The sequence below is a fragment of the Stenotrophomonas sp. GD04054 genome, assembly GCF_029836955.1.
GTDB classification, from domain to species: Bacteria; Pseudomonadota; Gammaproteobacteria; order Xanthomonadales; family Xanthomonadaceae; genus Stenotrophomonas; species Stenotrophomonas maltophilia_A.
In genome coordinates this window covers 12299-26607 of the sequence record NZ_JAOECR010000027.1, presented here as the reverse complement: position 1 = coordinate 26607, position 14309 = coordinate 12299, and the positions used below count along the sequence as shown (strand labels likewise).

Here is a 14309-nt window from a genome sequence, read left to right as displayed (position 1 = left end):
AACCGCCGGGAAACCCTTATGGGGCCTGGATCAGGCGGGCTGGCCGATCTGCGCGGGTGCGCGCATCAGCGTGTCACGCGGCAGTTCACCAAAGACCTTGCGGTAGTTGTCGGCGAAACGCGACAGGTCCCACAGGCCACAACTGAGGGCGATGGCCTTGACCGAACGGCGGCTGGAATCGGCCATCGACAGGCTGCGGCAGGCTGCGCACAGGCGCAGCATCGACAGGTAACGATTGGGCGACGTACCGAACAGGTCCTCGAACGCGTAGCGCAGCCCACGCTCACTGACACCGGCAGCGTCGCAGATCTCATTCATGTAGATATTGCGGCGCAGGTTGAGGCGCATGAAGTTTTCCGCCCGCTGTGCGATCAGATAATGCGTGCGCCGCGCACGGCTGCAACCCGGGCGTTCGGCGGAACCCGCACCCAGCAGTGCCTGCACGTGTTCGTGCAGCAGCCGCTCGGTTTCTTCCGGCTGCAGGCCCGCGCCCTGGCCCAGCTGCAGGTGCAGCTGCTGGTAATGCTGTGCCAGCGGGGCGGCCTCGCTGGCGAGATTGAACAGTGAAAGCGCCTGTCCGGCCGGCGGCGTGCTGCGCAGGCTCAGTTCGGTCAGCTTGCGTTGCACCCGTGCCACCGGCACCAGCATCAGGGTCATGTGCGTGCCCGGGCTCAGGGTGAACTCGCTGATGCCCTCGGGCATCACGGTCAGCGCCATCCCAGGGGCAAGCGGTACGCCATGGCACCAGCTCAGGGTTTCATCGGTCGCATGCAGATACCCCAGCATCGCCCAGTCCGGCGGCAGCATGAAACGTCCACGGCAATGGAATCCACAGCTGATGCTGCAGAACAACGCCTCCTCGTGCACGCGTGACGCGAAGGCCGCCCGCGGCCCATTGCCATCGAGCAGAAGCAGTTCGACATCACATACACGAAGCACGCCGCTCAGCGTCGCCAGGTCGATCGACCGCAGGCCGCTGTCGTCGCTGTCTCCTACCCCACCATCGACCATGACAGTGTCGTCCCCCCGATTATCCGCCGTGCGGCACGGCCCCCACTGCCTGACAGGGCGCGCACCTCTCATGGAATCTCTTCCATCACCGGGATGCGCGCCGCCAAGGTGCGCACCCCAAAAGAAACGCGAGTACTTGAATGCGAGTATGCCCGATAATTCAACGGGGTAAACATCTGCACCGCGTTGAATAAGATGGATACAGAGGTGAAAATCAGATTGTCGCGTTTGGCACAGTTTTCGCATGCGACCTGAAGCCTGCCTCACATTATCTGCACGTCGATGAATCGTTGTGCGGACGAACGGATTTCCGTCACAGAACCCGGCTTTAAAATTAAGGGCCAATGGGATTCTGCCGAATTTGCATATAGGTTCCGGTTGCAGCCGGCCGCCATTCAGGCAAAGTCGATAACACGGTGATCCGGTCTTTGATAATGACCGCACCCAGGGGGACAGCATGACCATGCACGTATCGCTCGACACGTCGACCACCGGCCCCGCGCCGCGCGGTCGCGGTTGCGCGAACGGCGTCCCGCCTGGAAACGATCACCCTGCTTGAGCACAGCGGGTCCATCCCGCCGTGCCTCCTCCGCCAGGACGTGCGGAGGTCCACGGACGATCCCGGCGGAGCCGGGCCACCGCCCAACAGGTGTCCTGTAGCAGACAGGTAGAGGGAGACAAACGTCATGAACGCATCGATCCGCAAGTTCCTGAAGGAAGAAGATGGCGTCACCGCACTCGAGTACGGCCTGCTGGCGGCTGTGATTGCGGGTGTCCTGATCGCACTGGGCAGCACGCAGATCAAGGATTTCTTCGAAACGCTCTTTGAGAATCTCACCAAGCTTGCCGACAAGGCATCGGGCAACACGCCGGCCTGAGCCGCGTCCCAGGCTGATCAGGGACAGCAACTGCTGAGCGTCCACTGACGGACAATGGAGGGTGCGATGACACTGCTGGGATTGCTGGCCATCGGTGTGTGCCTGCGGATCGCGATCAGCGATCTGTACGCCCGTCGGGTGCCCAACGCCTGGCTGCTGTCCGCATGCGCGATCACCGTTGTCGTGCTCATCGCCGGACAGTTCAACGCGCCGCGCCTGCCGTGGGCTTCCCACGTTGCCGGCGCGGCGCTCGGCCTGGTCGCATTGCTGCCTTTCCATGCAGTGCGCTGGATGGGCGCCGGTGATGTCAAATTCTTTTCGGTACTGGGATTGATGCTGGGCTGGCAGGCACTGCTGCCGATCTGGATCGCGGCCAGCCTGGCAGCGGGCGCACATGCCGCACTGGTGCTGGTATCGCGACGGTTGGGTCCAGTACTGCCCATCGGCCTTCAAGCCCATATGCATCGGGCAAGTTCGCAATGGCATTCGCACCCGGCGCTGCGCGGGATGCAGAGCGCCCGCCAGGGACGCCAAGGCATTCCCTACGCCGCCTACCTGGCGGTATCCGCCATCGCCTGGGTCCTCATCAGCACGTACGGAGGTGTGGCATGAACATCCACAACCGACGCCGGCAACGTGGCGCGGCCAGCATCGAGTTCGCGCTGATGTTGATGCTGGGCCTGCTGCCGCTGCTGCTGTTCACGTTCTCCGGCGTAATGATCATGGCGGCCCAGCAGACGTTGGCAACCGCCTCGGCCGAGGGTGCACGTGCATCGCTGCGCTATGGCAGCGCCAACGAACGCCGTACTGCCGCCTGCGTTGCAGCGCGTAGTTCGATGCAGTGGCTGCTGAACTTCTCGGGTCAGCCGGTCGACTGCAGCAATGGCGGAAACAACGCCATTCTGGTTTCCGCGCAGGCCCCCTGCGCCGGACTGGCCAGCGCCCAGTGCATGACCGTGACGGTCAGCTACGACTACGCAAGCCATCCCTTCCTGCCCGGCACCGCCACGCTTTACAAGTGGGTGATGCGGGCTCCCATCCGCAGCGTCGCGGTCGCTCAGCTCGACCTCGGCAGCGGCAACTGACGTTCGGTACAGGAGACGGTTCCATGCTCAAGTTGACCCGCATTGCTGCCGTCGCCCTGATCGGGCTGGCCGTGCTGCTGGCGGTGATCGCCTTGATGATCGGGCGCAAGCAGGCCGCACCGGCAACGGTTGCCCCGATGACGCAGAGCGAAGCCCAGGCGATCACCGTGGTGGAAGCGGTGGCGCGACTGCCGGCCGGCGAACCGATCTCTGCCAACGGACTGCGTCTCGCACAGCGCAGCGCCCCGGTTGCCGGTGCCGCCACCAGCATTTCCGCCGTGGTCGGAAAGGTGCCGGTGCAGGACATCGCCGAAGGCACGGCGATCAGCAGCAACGCACTCGCGCAGGGATTCTCGCTGCAGCTGCGCCCCGGGGAACGCGCACTGGCGGTCCCGGTCGACGAGCTGGTGGGGGCCGGCAACCGCATCCTGCCCGGTGATTTCGTCGACGTGTTCCTCAACCTGCGCAATGCCCAATCCACTGCCAGCGGCCCGGCCGACGCAGCACAGACGCGCCTGCTGCTGTCGCGCCTGCGCGTGCTCAGCTATGGCCAGCAGGACATCGCCCCGGCCAACCATGACGCTGTTGCCAGCAACGAGGCCGATGGCCGCAACGATCCGCGCGCCGCCGACATCACCGGAAGCAGCAGCACCCAGAGCACGGGCAGCGGGACCGCCCAGCCGGCACGCAGCGCGGTACTGGCGGTGCCGGTGGCCGATGCCAACCGGCTGCTGCTGGGTGCACAGCAGGGCAAGCTGTTCCTCGCCCTGCGCAACCCTGCCGATTCCGGCCAGCCCGATCTGGCGCTGTTCCCGCAGGCACGCGGGGTGATTGATCCCCTGCGTGGCCTGGATGCGGAACAGCAGCTTGCGCTGCAGCGGCCAGAGAATCACGCCTTCGCCGGCATCGACGGCGATGCATTAGCCGGCCGCAGCAACGCAACCGCGCGCAGCACCCAGGATGCCCCGGCACGCGTACCCGCACCACGGCGCAGCGCCCCACGCGCATCGGGCATCGAAATCATCCGAGGTGACAGCTCCGCCCCCCGTGGTTCCCTTTGACCTGCATCGAGCGCATCCATGACCGAACGTCGCCGCAGTCCACGCCCTTCCCCCCGCCAGCGCTGGCTGGCCCTGCTGCTGGTGCTGCTGGCACCGGCGACAAGCGTGGCCGCCGACGACCTGGTGCTGCAGGCGCGTGAGCAGCGCCCCTGGACCCTGCCGGGTGATCTGGAGCGGGTCGCCATTGCCGATCCGGGCGTGGCCGATATCGTGATGCTGCGCGGCCAACGCCAGGCCCTGCTGGTCGGCAAGGCGCCGGGCACCACCACGCTCCTGCTCTGGCACCGCAAGCAGACCGAACCACAGCGCCTGCAGGTGCGGGTACAAAGTGCGGTGCAGGGTGCGGCCGATGCCGGCGCGAACGGGCTGGTATTCACCCAGCAGGACAATCAGGGCCTGCTGCAGGGAAGCACCGAGAGCGTGCTGTCGCACATGCAGGCGCAGAAGACTGCTGCCATGGCCCTGGGCAAGGATGGCCTGCTTGCCGACGCATCCACGGTGAGCAGCGGCGGCGTGGTCCAGGTCGAGGTCAAGGTGGTCGAGTTCAACAAGACCGCACTGAAGCAGATCGGCATCAGCTTCCAGAACCGCAATGGCAACTTCGCCTACGGCTTCGCCCGCCCGGGCGGCCAGCTGCCGGGCAATACCGGCATCCTGCCCGGCATGAAGGAAGGCAACTCCGGCAACGAAGCCGAATCGCCCATTTCTTCGGCCTTCCGCCTGGTGTTCGGCTCTACCAAGGGCCTGTGGAATGCCGACGTCGACCTGCTGCAGAGCAATGGCATGGCGCGTGTGCTGGCCGAGCCGACACTGGTCGCGCTGTCCGGGCAGAGTGCCAGTTTCCTGGCCGGCGGCGAGCTGCCGATCCTGGAACCGCAGGGACTGGGCACCACCACCATCACCTACAAGCCCTTCGGCATCGGCCTGACCGTGACACCGACGGTACTGGCACCGAACCGCATCGCCCTGAAAGTCGCACCGGAAGCCAGCGACCTGGACTACAGCAACGCCATCGCGCTCAACGGCGTGCAGATTCCCTCCATCACCACCCGCCGCGCCGATACCACGGTCGAACTGGGCGATGGCGAGAGCTTCGTGATCGGTGGCCTGGTCAGTTCCAACGTGGTTTCCAGCGTCGGCAAGATCCCGCTGCTGGGTGACCTGCCGATCATCGGCTCGTTCTTCCGCAACTTCGACTACAAGCGCCAGGACAAGGAACTGGTGATCATCGTCACGCCACGCCTGGTGAAGCCGCTGGCACGCAACACCGAGCTGCCGCTGCCCGGCGACCGCGAGGCCAAGCCGCACATGCCCGAATGGGGCGCCTGGCTGCTGGGTCCTATCAGCCAGGACCCGGTGCCCGGCTTCTCACGCTGATTCCATGATGCCTGCGATACCACGCCCATGCCCTACGCCACTGCCCAGCCGCTGCATCCGCAAGGACCGCCGATGAACCTGGTCCTGTACGGAATGGATCGCGAACTGCTGCCCCGGCTGGCGGCGAAACTGCCGTCAACCACCACCCTGCACTGGCAGGACAGCAGCACGCCGACCTCCGCCCAGGACCTGCAACGCGGGCCGCAGAGCCTTGTCCTGCTCGACTTCCGCCCGGAACATGCGGCCGCCTCCAGCGTGCTGGCGCAGCAACTGCAGCAGACCGAGCCGGATCTGGCATTGGTTGCAGTCGGTGCCACCAGTGCCGGCCAGGTGGAAGGCGTTGTCATCGCATTGCGGGCGGGCCTGCGTGATGTGCTGGACCTGGACAGCGACAACGTCGGCATCGAGGCCGCGCTGCGTCGCGCCCTGTCACCACGACCGGCTGCCGCCGCGCAGCAGGCGCACAAGGCCCGCCTGATCGTCCTGCTGGGCGTGCGCGCCGGGGTCGGCACCAGTACGCTGGCCGCGCATCTTTCGGTGCTGGCACAGCAGACCCGTGCGCTGGCACAGGGCGAGGCACTGCAGCAGGATGGCCTGCTGATGGAGCTGGCCCAGCCTTCGGGCGACCTCGCCCTGTACCTCAACCTGGACAGCCGCTTCCACTACGAAGACGCGCTGCGCAACGCCAGTCGCATCGACGCCACCCTCGCCCGTACGGCCATGGCCCGTCACGATTCCGGGCTGGTGCTGCTGGACCGCGCCAGCGGCAGCGATGCGGTACCGCCGTCCGATCCGGGTGCGCTGCTGCAGCGCCTGCGCACCGTGTTCGCCAGCGTGCTGTGTGATGCCGGTGGCTGCCCGCTGCGTCAGCTGCCGCCGCTGCTGCTGGACCAGGCCGACGAGATCTGGCTGGTCACCGATGCCTCCATTGCCACACTGGTGTCGCTCGACCAGGCACTGAAGCATCTTGCCGGCCAGCGCGAACGCGAGAAGCGCCTGCAGCTGGTGATCAACCGCCACGATGACAGCAGCGGCATGAGCCCGGAGCAGATCGCGCGCCGCTTCGAGGTTCCCCTGCTGGCCACGCTTCCCGAACGACCGCGCGTGCGCCTGGCTGCCAGCCAGGGCCACCTGCTGCTGCAGGATGCGCCGCGCGACCCCTACCTGCGTGCCCTCGCCCCGCTGGTTTCGCGCCTGGATCCGGCTGCCTGCCCGGTCCAGGCGCAGGGCCTGCGGGAAAGACTCTCCCTTGCCCTGGGTGGATCGCAATGGAAGACAAGGTAACCCCGTTCCCGCATGCCGTTGCCCGGCCGGTGCTGCCCGAAAGCTCGCCGGGCCATCAGCCGTTCGCGCAGACCGAGCAGTACCAGAAGGTGCTGTCGGCCGCGCATGAGCACCTGCTCAACAGCATCGAGGACGAGCGCATCGACATCGATTCCTGGGCCCCCGACACCATCGCCCGCTGGGTGCAGGTGCAGACGGTGGGCTTCATCCAGGAGTGGCGCATCCCGATCAACGAAGAGGAGATGCAGGTGGTTGCCGACGGCCTGGTCAAGGAGCTGACCGGCTTCGGCCCGCTGGACGACCTGCTGCACGACCCGTCCATCGAAGACATCCTGATCAACGGTTTCAAGGATGTGCACGTGTCCCAGGGCGGCCAGCTCAAGCGGGCCACCCAGCGCTTCACCGACGATACGCATCTGCTGCGCATCCTGCGCCGCATCCTCGCCCCGCTTGGACGCCGCCTGGATGACTCCAATCCGATGGTCGATGCGCGCCTGCCCAACGGCGGCCGTCTCAACGCGATCATCTCGCCACTGGCGGTGGATGGACCGATGGTGTCCATCCGCAAGTTCCGCAAGGACCCGTTCACCCCCGATGAACTGCTGGCCAAGGGCACCTTCGATGCGCCGATGCAGGCCTTGCTGAAGGCGATGGTACTGGGTCGCTGCAACATCCTGGTGTCCGGCGGCACCAGCTCGGGCAAGACCTCGCTGCTGAACGCCCTGGCCAGCTACGTCCCCGCGAACGAGCGCGTGATCACCGTCGAAGACACCGCCGAGCTCTCGCTCAACCACCCGCATGTAGTTCGCCTGGAAAGCCGTATCGGCGGCGCCGAAGGGCACGGTGCGGTCAGCATCCGCGATCTGGTCCGCAACAGCCTGCGCATGCGCCCCGACCGCATCGTCGTCGGCGAAGTGCGCGGTGCCGAGGTGCTGGAAATGCTGCAGGCGATGAACACCGGCCACGACGGCTCGATGGCCACCATCCACGCCAATTCGCCCCGCGACTGCCTGTACCGGATCGAGATGCTGGCCGGTTTTGCCGGCTTCCAGGGCAGCGAGGACAGCCTGCGCCGGCAGATCGCCAGTGCCATCGACTTCATCGTGCAGATCTCGCGCCTGGGCAGCGGCCGCCGCGTGCTGGTCTCGATCACCGAGATCACCGGGGTCAGCGACAACCTGATCACCACCCAGGAAATGTTCCGCCACGAACTGCAGATCGACGGCAACGGCAAAGAGATCGATCGCTGGGTCGGGCTGGGCTTCCATCCGCACTCGCACAAGCTGGAGCCGTTCCGCCAGCAGCTGCGCGAATCGCTCTACGGAGACTTCTGAGCATGGGAACCGGCGCGCTGCTGGGCATGCTGAGCATCATCGCGGTGCTGCTGGCGCTGGCAGCCTGGCTGTGGGGCACGGCCAGCAGCCGTGAGCAGCGCCAGGTTTCAATGCGGCACGCCGAGCAGCAGCTTTCGCGCGGAAGCGCCACGAGCGGAGCACCCGCCGGGCCGTCCGTCACCGCTGCCAACGACCCGGCGCGGCCCGCCAGCGCCGGGCGCCGCGTGCTGCCGCTGGATGGCCTGCTGCAGCGCGCAGGGCTGCAGACCGGCTGGAAAATTCCCATCATGCTGCTGATACCGGGGCTGATACTGTCGGTGGTGGCGATGCTGCGGCTGGGCACCGCATGGATGTTTCCGCTGACCCTGCTGCTGTACCTGCTTGGCTGCTGGCTGTGGGTGATGCGGCGGACCACGAAGCTGCGTGCGCAACTGCTGCATCAGCTGCCGGACTTCCTCGACAACCTGGTGCGGCTGACCGCACTGGGCAACAGCCTGCAGGCCGCGTTCCAGGTTGCGTCGATGCAGACGAGCGCGCCGTTGCGCGGGCTGCTGGACACCACGGTGCGCTTTGCACGCAGCGGCATGGAGCTGGACCGTGCACTCGCACAGGCCTCGCATCCCTATCGCATGGATGTGCTGAAGGTGTTGTCGGTGGTGATCGGTGTCAGCGTGCGCATCGGCGGGCGCTCCGACCAGATCCTGCAGCGCATGGGCGATTTCATGCGCGATCTGGAACAGGCCCAGCAGGAGCTTGCAGCGACCACCTCGGAGACGCGGATGTCAGCGTGGGTGCTGGGCCTGTTGCCACCGGCCTGCGCGGTACTGATGGCGATCACCAGCCCGGACTTCTTCCAGCCGGTGCTGCACGATCCGCTCGGCCACAAGATCCTGCTGCTTGCACTGGGCATGGAACTTGTCGGTGGCTTCCTGCTGTATCGCCTGGCCAAGTCGCTATGAACCCCCTTCGCCCCGCCGGAGACAACCGATGAGCGCCAGCGCCTGGTTCGCCCTCTCCCTGCTCGTGCTGGCCGCCGGTATCGCCCTGCTCGGTATCGGCGGCTGGGTGCGCAGCCATCGTGAGCAACGTACAACGGCCACCTTGAAGACCGCCCTGCAGCCGCGCGAGGCGTCCCGTGACACCGAGCCTGCGCGGCACGATTCGCTGGGCTGGCTGGAACGCTTCGGCCGTGCCCTCAGCGGCGGCCGGCTGGAAACGGCGTTGCTGGCCAATGAAGACCGGCTGCTGTTGGATCTGGCCGGGTGGAACACCCGCCGCGGTACGGCCATCTACCTCGGCCTGCGCCTGCTGCTGGCCGTGCTGGTGCTGGTACTGGTGCTGACATTCAGCAGCGTCACCGGGCTGGCCAGGATCATGGTGATCATCGGCGCCCTCGCCGCCGGCCTGCTGCTGCCCAAGTTCGTTCTCTCCTCCTGGGTGAAACGACGCCGACGAGCGGTCGACAACGAGCTGCCGCTGCTGATCGACCTGCTGCGTCTGCTGCAAGGCGTGGGCTTCAGCATGGACCAGAGCCTGCAGACGCTCGGCGACAAGCTGCGCGATGCATTGCCGGTCCTCGGCGGCGAGCTGCAGGAGGCCAACATCGCCTATACCCACGGCCGCACGCGCGCACAGTCGCTGCGCCGGCTGAGCGAGGTCTATGCCGACGATGACCTGACCAGCCTGATGCAGCTGATCCTGCAGGTGCACGCCCATGGCGGCGCGGTGCAGGAGCCCCTGCGGCAGTTCAGCATCCGCCTGCGCGAGCAGCGTCGCAACACGCTGAAGGAAAAGGTCGGCAAGCTCTCGGTGAAGATGACCGTGGTGATGATGCTGACCCTGCTGCCAGCGTTGATGCTGGTCCTTGCCGGTCCGGCGCTGGTCGCGCTGGCCACCACCATGTCCAAGATGGGGTCCCCCTGATGCCTGCCCTGCGCACTTCCTGCCTGATTGTTGCCCTGGCTGCCGTTGCCGGCGCCAGCGGCTGTGCATCGACCACGCCGAAGTACCTGCGCGCGCCCAGCCTGGCCGCGCCCGAACCGGCACCGCAGGACAGCCGCAATGCCTACCTGGAGCTGATCGAGCGCATGCAGCAGCAAGGCGCATGGTATGCCTCGCTCGCCCACGTCGACGCCTTCCGCCAGCGCTACGGCGATCCGCCGGCGTTGCGCCTGCTGCAGGCCGACGCGCTGCGCGAGACCGGCCAGGCCGATGCCGCGGTCACCCTGTACCGCGATCTTTCCAGTGGCCCCCAGGCCGCCGCGGCCGCCCATGGCCTGGGCCTGATTGCCGCGCGCCGCGACGACGACGCCGGCAGTGAGCAGGCGTTGGCGCGGGCGACCGAACTGCAGCCATTGAATACAAGTTATCTCGGCGACCTGGGCTATGCGCGGCTGCGCGCCGGGCAGTTCGAGCGCGCGCGCGAACCCCTGGCCAAGGCGCTGGAGCTGTCGCCGGGCAATGCCAAGGCCACCGCCAACCTCGCCCTCTGGGCGGTACTGCGGGGCGACACCGCCACTGCCGAACGCCTCGCCCAGCAAGCGAACCTCAACGAAGAGACCCGGCTCAGCATCCAGCAGCAGGCGGCGCACATCCGTGCCCGCCTGCAGCAGCGCCAGGCCGCAGCGGCAGCCGCCGCAGTCGTGCCGGCCGCTGCCCGTGCTCTCGCCAGCGATGCCGCCGGCAACCCGCCCGGCGCCACGCGACTGGCGGCGGAACCGCGCCGCGACAGCCGCGATGAACGCGATCCGCAGCGCCTGCCGCCCTCGATGCTGGAACGCTTCAGCGCCTCCGACCACCCGAACGGGAACACACCATGACCGCGACGCCCCTGACCCGACGCCTGCTGCCCGTTCTGATCTGCCTGCTGCCAGCCGCCGCCGTGCAGGCGCAGCAACAGCCGCTGACCGGGCAGATGCTTGGCGGCAGCACGCCGGCTGCGTCGGCTTCGCAGCCGCGGCAGTCCGAGTCACTGCCCACCGTGGACCTGGCGGCCCCGCCAGCACCGGTGCCTCAGGCGGCGCCTGCAGCAGTGGCCAACACCGACGGCAGCACTGCAGCCCCGCGGCCCGGCCGCAGCCAGATCGGCGATACCACGCGCAATCTGTTCCGCCTGCAGGCATCGGGCCAACAGGCCGGACAGCACCTGCCGATCCTCGGCGACCAGGCGACGCTGAGCTACGCCCGCTACATGAAGAGTTTCGAACACGAGATCCCGGACTTCTTTGAAGCCGATGTCGCCAAGTCCAAGGGATCATCCTCATCCGGACGCTGAGGTAGGCCATGAAACGCCCACGCCAGTTCAGTTTCAGCCGCCCACGGGGCGGCATGTCGATCACCATGATGCTGGTCATGCTGGCACTGCTGGCGATGCTGGGCCTGATCGAGATCGGTTACCTGTTCTGGGCCAAGCGCGATGCACAGAAAGTCGCTGATCTGGCCGCACTGGCCGGAGCGCAGCGACTGGAACTGTGCACCTCGGACAACAGCGACAACAGTGCTGCGCGGCAGAGCGCACTCACCCAGAACACCTTCGCAGGAAGCCTGGAAATCCGCTGCGGAAACTGGAACGTGACCCGCGCCACCGAAGGGCACTTCAGCCCGGTCGTCGATGCAGCGAATCAACGCAATGCTGTCCGTGTCATCACCCGCCGCGCGGTGCTTCCCTTCTTCGGGCAGAACAGCAGCCTGCCGACCGTGACCGCCCAGGCGGTGGCGCGCCGTGCAGAACCGACGGCGGTTTTCAGTGTCGGCTCGCAACTGCTGCGCATCAATGGCAACACGCCACTGGGAAATGTCCTGAAACTGGTGGGTGCCGACCTCGACAAGACCACCCTGCTCGGCTACGACGGCCTTGCACAGGCGCATATCACCCCGAACGGACTGCTGCAGGCACTGGGCATTCCGATCGACGTCAACATGGGCGTGGCGGAGTTCAACAATCTGCTGGCCGGCCGCAAGGTCAAGCTGGGCAAGATCCTTCAGGCGACCGTTGACCTGCTCACCCAGCAGGGCGTTGCCCACGTGGACCTGAGTGCCCTGGAGAATGCCCTGGTCGTGAAGGGCATCGACCTCAAGCAGCTGGAGGTGAAACTCGGCACCGATGACAGCGGTGGCGGCCTGTTCGCACGCGTGGTCGCGCCGGATGGAACGATTTCCAGCGCGCTGCAGGCCGATGTCAATGTGCTGGACCTGATCGGCACCAGCATCAGCATCGCCAATGGCGGCCGTGCGGTCTCGGTCGATGAACTCAACCTGCTGGGCCTGGTCAATGCCAAAGCCGCTGTGGTGGAACCGCCTTCCATCGCCATCGGTGGCGTTGGCTCGCGCGCTTACAACGCGCAGATCCGTGTCTTCCTCGACATCGACACCAACAACATTCCCGTTGCAGGCGGCGTGCTTTCACTGCTGGGCATCCGCCTGAAGCTGCCGGTCCATGCGGACGTGACCAATGCAATGGCGACCCTGACCAGCCTGCAATGTGGCAGCACGCCTCCCACGGCGACGATCAAGGTCGAGTCTTCCGTGCTGCGCGCCTGCGTCGGCAAGGTGGCCGACAGCGAGCGGTTCTCCAAGCAGAATGTCTGTGGCGACACCCTGCAGAAGGAACAGATGCTCACACTGCTCGGCGCCCCGTTGATCAATGACAGCATCAAGGTCAATACGCTGACCGACACGCAAAGCCTCACCCTCCCCGCCGGCGCGACCGGTTCAACCCAGGTCAACTCCCTGGAGGTGGGCACCGCCGTGTCCGAGCTGGTCAGCGAACTGCTGCGCGTACTGTCCGGCATGCTCGATCCGCGCGACGATGGCATGAGCCAGGGCTCGACCGCAGCGCAGTTGGCCGATCGCTACCTGAAAGCAGCCAACGTTGGTCGCAATCGCTACGACGTCGATGCGTCCATCAAGCTGCTTGAACTTGGCGACCAGACGCGGGGGTTGAAGCCTTTGGGCGCGTGGGATGTACCCAAGGGTGTTCCAAAACCCTGCCTGGTGGGCCTGCTCACATGCTGGGAGGATGGCTCGGTCTGGAAAGGCTATCGCACGGCTGTGACTGGCGAAGGGCTGGGCGTGCTGCCGGCACTGCTGGGTAGCCTGCTCGGCGGACTGACCGTCAACCGGTGTGCAAGCCTGCTGATTTCCTTGAGCGACCAGGCCTACAACAACTGCATGACGCAGAACCTCGCGTCTTACCTGCAGACCGCCCACGACGGCTTCCTGGACCAGTTCGCCGGCGACGGCGTCACCGCCCCCGGCAATGGCCCGGTCAGTTGTTCGGGCCTGCTGTGCTTCCTGCTGAAGCCCGCCCTGGACGTCCTGAAGCCGCTGCTCAACAGCGTCGGCTCCCTGCTGCGCTCGCTGCTGGCGCAGGTGCTGGGCCTGGAACTGGGCCGTACGGATGTGCATGTCCAGTCCATCCAGTGCACGCCCGCACAGCTGGTCTACTGACCCGTGACGGGCGCCCTTGGCGGCGCCCGCGCACATGCTAGACTCCCGGCGGGGAACCACCTTCATCTCAACCCACACTCATCCGTGGATGGTCTAGACATGCGAGAAACTTCAGGGGGCGCGGTCTTCGCCCGGCACGCGCGCGGCGCGGCACTGCTGGCCGTGGCCATGATGCTGGTGGCACCGGCGGCGATGGCTGCCCGTGGCGACCGCGAAGCAGCCGCAGAGCCGGCCGCACGTACCGCACCGGTGGTGCGCAACACCGTTGACGAGCTCAAGCAGCTGATGGATGCCCGCCAGCTGACCGAGCTGCGCACCACCTACAACGGCAACTACGGCGCCAGCCTGCTGTTCAATGCCAACACCCTGACCTACTACGTCGCCCTGTTCCAGGAGAAGAACTTCTGGCGGGTGATCAAGACCGATGCCGTCGACAACGCCGAGCGTGTCTACCGCACCTTCGCGCAGCAGTCAGAGCAGCTGGCCCAGGTCTACATCGACACCACCCGACTGGAAGCCGGCAAGCGCTATACCGAGCGCCTGGTGGCCTACAACGAGGAGCGCCTGCGCACCCTGCAGCAGGAAATGGAACAGCAGCAGGCACAGTCGGCCCAGGTCAGCGCTGCCCTGCAGCAGGCCCAGCAGCAGGCGGTCAGCCTGAGCAGCGACGTGCAGAGCACCAACAGCCAGCTGGATTCCCTGCAGCGCCGCATCCAGATCCTGCAGGCCGAACAGGGCAACCCGGAGCTGAGCCTGCCCAAGCCGGACAGCGTGCCCTCGCCGGCACCGGCGGCCGCCAGCGACGGTCGCTGAGGTCCAGCGCCTGGCGTG

General features: G+C 66.5%; 14 protein-coding genes. 13 read left to right on the top strand and 1 reads right to left on the bottom strand.

Translation table 11 applies throughout. The annotated features are described in order from the left end of the window. Nucleotides 1–30 precede the first annotated feature (30 nt). Nucleotides 31–1011, bottom strand: a complete 981-nt coding sequence (locus N7573_RS13605) for a helix-turn-helix domain-containing protein (RefSeq protein ID WP_279913714.1) — start codon at nt 1009–1011, stop codon at nt 31–33. 686 nt (nt 1012–1697) lie between these two features. Between N7573_RS13605 and N7573_RS13600 the strand changes: the two genes are divergently transcribed. From N7573_RS13600 to N7573_RS13540, 13 genes are all read left to right on the top strand, one after another. After that, on the top strand, nt 1698–1889 hold the full coding sequence (locus N7573_RS13600; RefSeq protein WP_019337868.1) for a Flp family type IVb pilin: 192 nt from the start codon (nt 1698–1700) through the stop codon (nt 1887–1889). 66 nt (nt 1890–1955) lie between these two features. After that, entirely contained in the window at nt 1956–2501 is a 546-nt protein-coding gene (locus tag N7573_RS13595) for an A24 family peptidase (protein ID WP_032128071.1), read from the top strand. Continuing rightward, nucleotides 2498–2974 (top strand): TadE/TadG family type IV pilus assembly protein, encoded by a 477-nt coding sequence (locus N7573_RS13590; RefSeq protein ID WP_049398481.1) that lies wholly within the window; start codon nt 2498–2500, stop codon nt 2972–2974. Before N7573_RS13595 ends, N7573_RS13590 begins: the two co-directional genes overlap by 4 nt. A 23-nt stretch (nt 2975–2997) precedes the next feature. Beyond that, complete coding sequence (gene cpaB / locus N7573_RS13585) at nt 2998–4035, top strand: Flp pilus assembly protein CpaB (RefSeq protein ID WP_279913715.1); 1038 nt, start codon at nt 2998–3000, stop codon at nt 4033–4035. 18 nt (nt 4036–4053) lie between these two features. After that, on the top strand, nt 4054–5412 hold the full coding sequence (locus N7573_RS13580; RefSeq protein ID WP_201116484.1) for a type II and III secretion system protein family protein: 1359 nt from the start codon (nt 4054–4056) through the stop codon (nt 5410–5412). A 27-nt stretch (nt 5413–5439) separates the two neighbouring features. Continuing rightward, nucleotides 5440–6696, top strand: coding sequence for a fimbrial protein (locus N7573_RS13575; protein WP_345781982.1), 1257 nt, complete (start codon nt 5440–5442; stop codon nt 6694–6696). Beyond that, on the top strand, nt 6681–8030 hold the full coding sequence (locus N7573_RS13570) for a CpaF family protein (RefSeq protein WP_049398477.1): 1350 nt from the start codon (nt 6681–6683) through the stop codon (nt 8028–8030). The genes N7573_RS13575 and N7573_RS13570 overlap by 16 nt, the downstream gene beginning before the upstream one ends. A 2-nt stretch (nt 8031–8032) precedes the next feature. Beyond that, the gene (locus tag N7573_RS13565) at nt 8033–8989 is read left to right on the top strand and encodes a type II secretion system F family protein (protein ID WP_279912937.1); all 957 of its coding nucleotides are present in this window, start codon (nt 8033–8035) and stop codon (nt 8987–8989) included. Nucleotides 8990–9017: 28 nt separating this feature from the next. Then, nucleotides 9018–9953 (top strand): type II secretion system F family protein, encoded by a 936-nt coding sequence (locus tag N7573_RS13560; protein ID WP_032128078.1) that lies wholly within the window; start codon nt 9018–9020, stop codon nt 9951–9953. Next, nucleotides 9953–10849: a Flp pilus assembly protein TadD gene (locus N7573_RS13555; protein ID WP_279912936.1), complete on the top strand. Its 897-nt coding sequence runs from the start codon at nt 9953–9955 to the stop codon at nt 10847–10849. The genes N7573_RS13560 and N7573_RS13555 overlap by 1 nt, the downstream gene beginning before the upstream one ends. Further along, on the top strand, nt 10846–11304 hold the full coding sequence (locus N7573_RS13550) for a DUF3613 domain-containing protein (protein ID WP_279912935.1): 459 nt from the start codon (nt 10846–10848) through the stop codon (nt 11302–11304). The genes N7573_RS13555 and N7573_RS13550 overlap by 4 nt, the downstream gene beginning before the upstream one ends. Nucleotides 11305–11312: 8 nt before the next feature. Beyond that, on the top strand, nt 11313–13478 hold the full coding sequence (locus N7573_RS13545; RefSeq protein WP_279912934.1) for a TadG family pilus assembly protein: 2166 nt from the start codon (nt 11313–11315) through the stop codon (nt 13476–13478). Nucleotides 13479–13577: 99 nt separating this feature from the next. Next, a complete protein-coding gene (locus N7573_RS13540) occupies nt 13578–14291 on the top strand; it encodes a DUF2968 domain-containing protein (protein WP_043402505.1) in 714 nt (237 codons plus the stop codon). Nucleotides 14292–14309: the final 18 nt, after the last annotated feature.

Excerpts from the sequence above, each read along its gene's own strand:
- cpaB (WP_279913715.1), top strand. The coding sequence starts at position 2,998 with ATGCTCAAGTTGACCCGCATTGCTGCCGTCGCCCTGATCGGGCTGGCC.
- N7573_RS13545 (WP_279912934.1), top strand. The coding sequence starts at position 11,313 with ATGAAACGCCCACGCCAGTTCAGTTTCAGCCGCCCACGGGGCGGCATG.
- N7573_RS13605 (WP_279913714.1), bottom strand. The coding sequence starts at position 1,011 with ATGGTCGATGGTGGGGTAGGAGACAGCGACGACAGCGGCCTGCGGTCG.
- N7573_RS13550 (WP_279912935.1), top strand. The coding sequence starts at position 10,846 with ATGACCGCGACGCCCCTGACCCGACGCCTGCTGCCCGTTCTGATCTGC.
- N7573_RS13600 (WP_019337868.1), top strand. The coding sequence starts at position 1,698 with ATGAACGCATCGATCCGCAAGTTCCTGAAGGAAGAAGATGGCGTCACC.
- N7573_RS13570 (WP_049398477.1), top strand. The coding sequence starts at position 6,681 with ATGGAAGACAAGGTAACCCCGTTCCCGCATGCCGTTGCCCGGCCGGTG.
- N7573_RS13565 (WP_279912937.1), top strand. The coding sequence starts at position 8,033 with ATGGGAACCGGCGCGCTGCTGGGCATGCTGAGCATCATCGCGGTGCTG.
- N7573_RS13595 (WP_032128071.1), top strand. The coding sequence starts at position 1,956 with ATGACACTGCTGGGATTGCTGGCCATCGGTGTGTGCCTGCGGATCGCG.
- N7573_RS13555 (WP_279912936.1), top strand. The coding sequence starts at position 9,953 with ATGCCTGCCCTGCGCACTTCCTGCCTGATTGTTGCCCTGGCTGCCGTT.
- N7573_RS13590 (WP_049398481.1), top strand. The coding sequence starts at position 2,498 with ATGAACATCCACAACCGACGCCGGCAACGTGGCGCGGCCAGCATCGAG.
- N7573_RS13560 (WP_032128078.1), top strand. The coding sequence starts at position 9,018 with ATGAGCGCCAGCGCCTGGTTCGCCCTCTCCCTGCTCGTGCTGGCCGCC.
- N7573_RS13575 (WP_345781982.1), top strand. The coding sequence starts at position 5,440 with ATGCCCTACGCCACTGCCCAGCCGCTGCATCCGCAAGGACCGCCGATG.
- N7573_RS13540 (WP_043402505.1), top strand. The coding sequence starts at position 13,578 with ATGCGAGAAACTTCAGGGGGCGCGGTCTTCGCCCGGCACGCGCGCGGC.
- N7573_RS13580 (WP_201116484.1), top strand. The coding sequence starts at position 4,054 with ATGACCGAACGTCGCCGCAGTCCACGCCCTTCCCCCCGCCAGCGCTGG.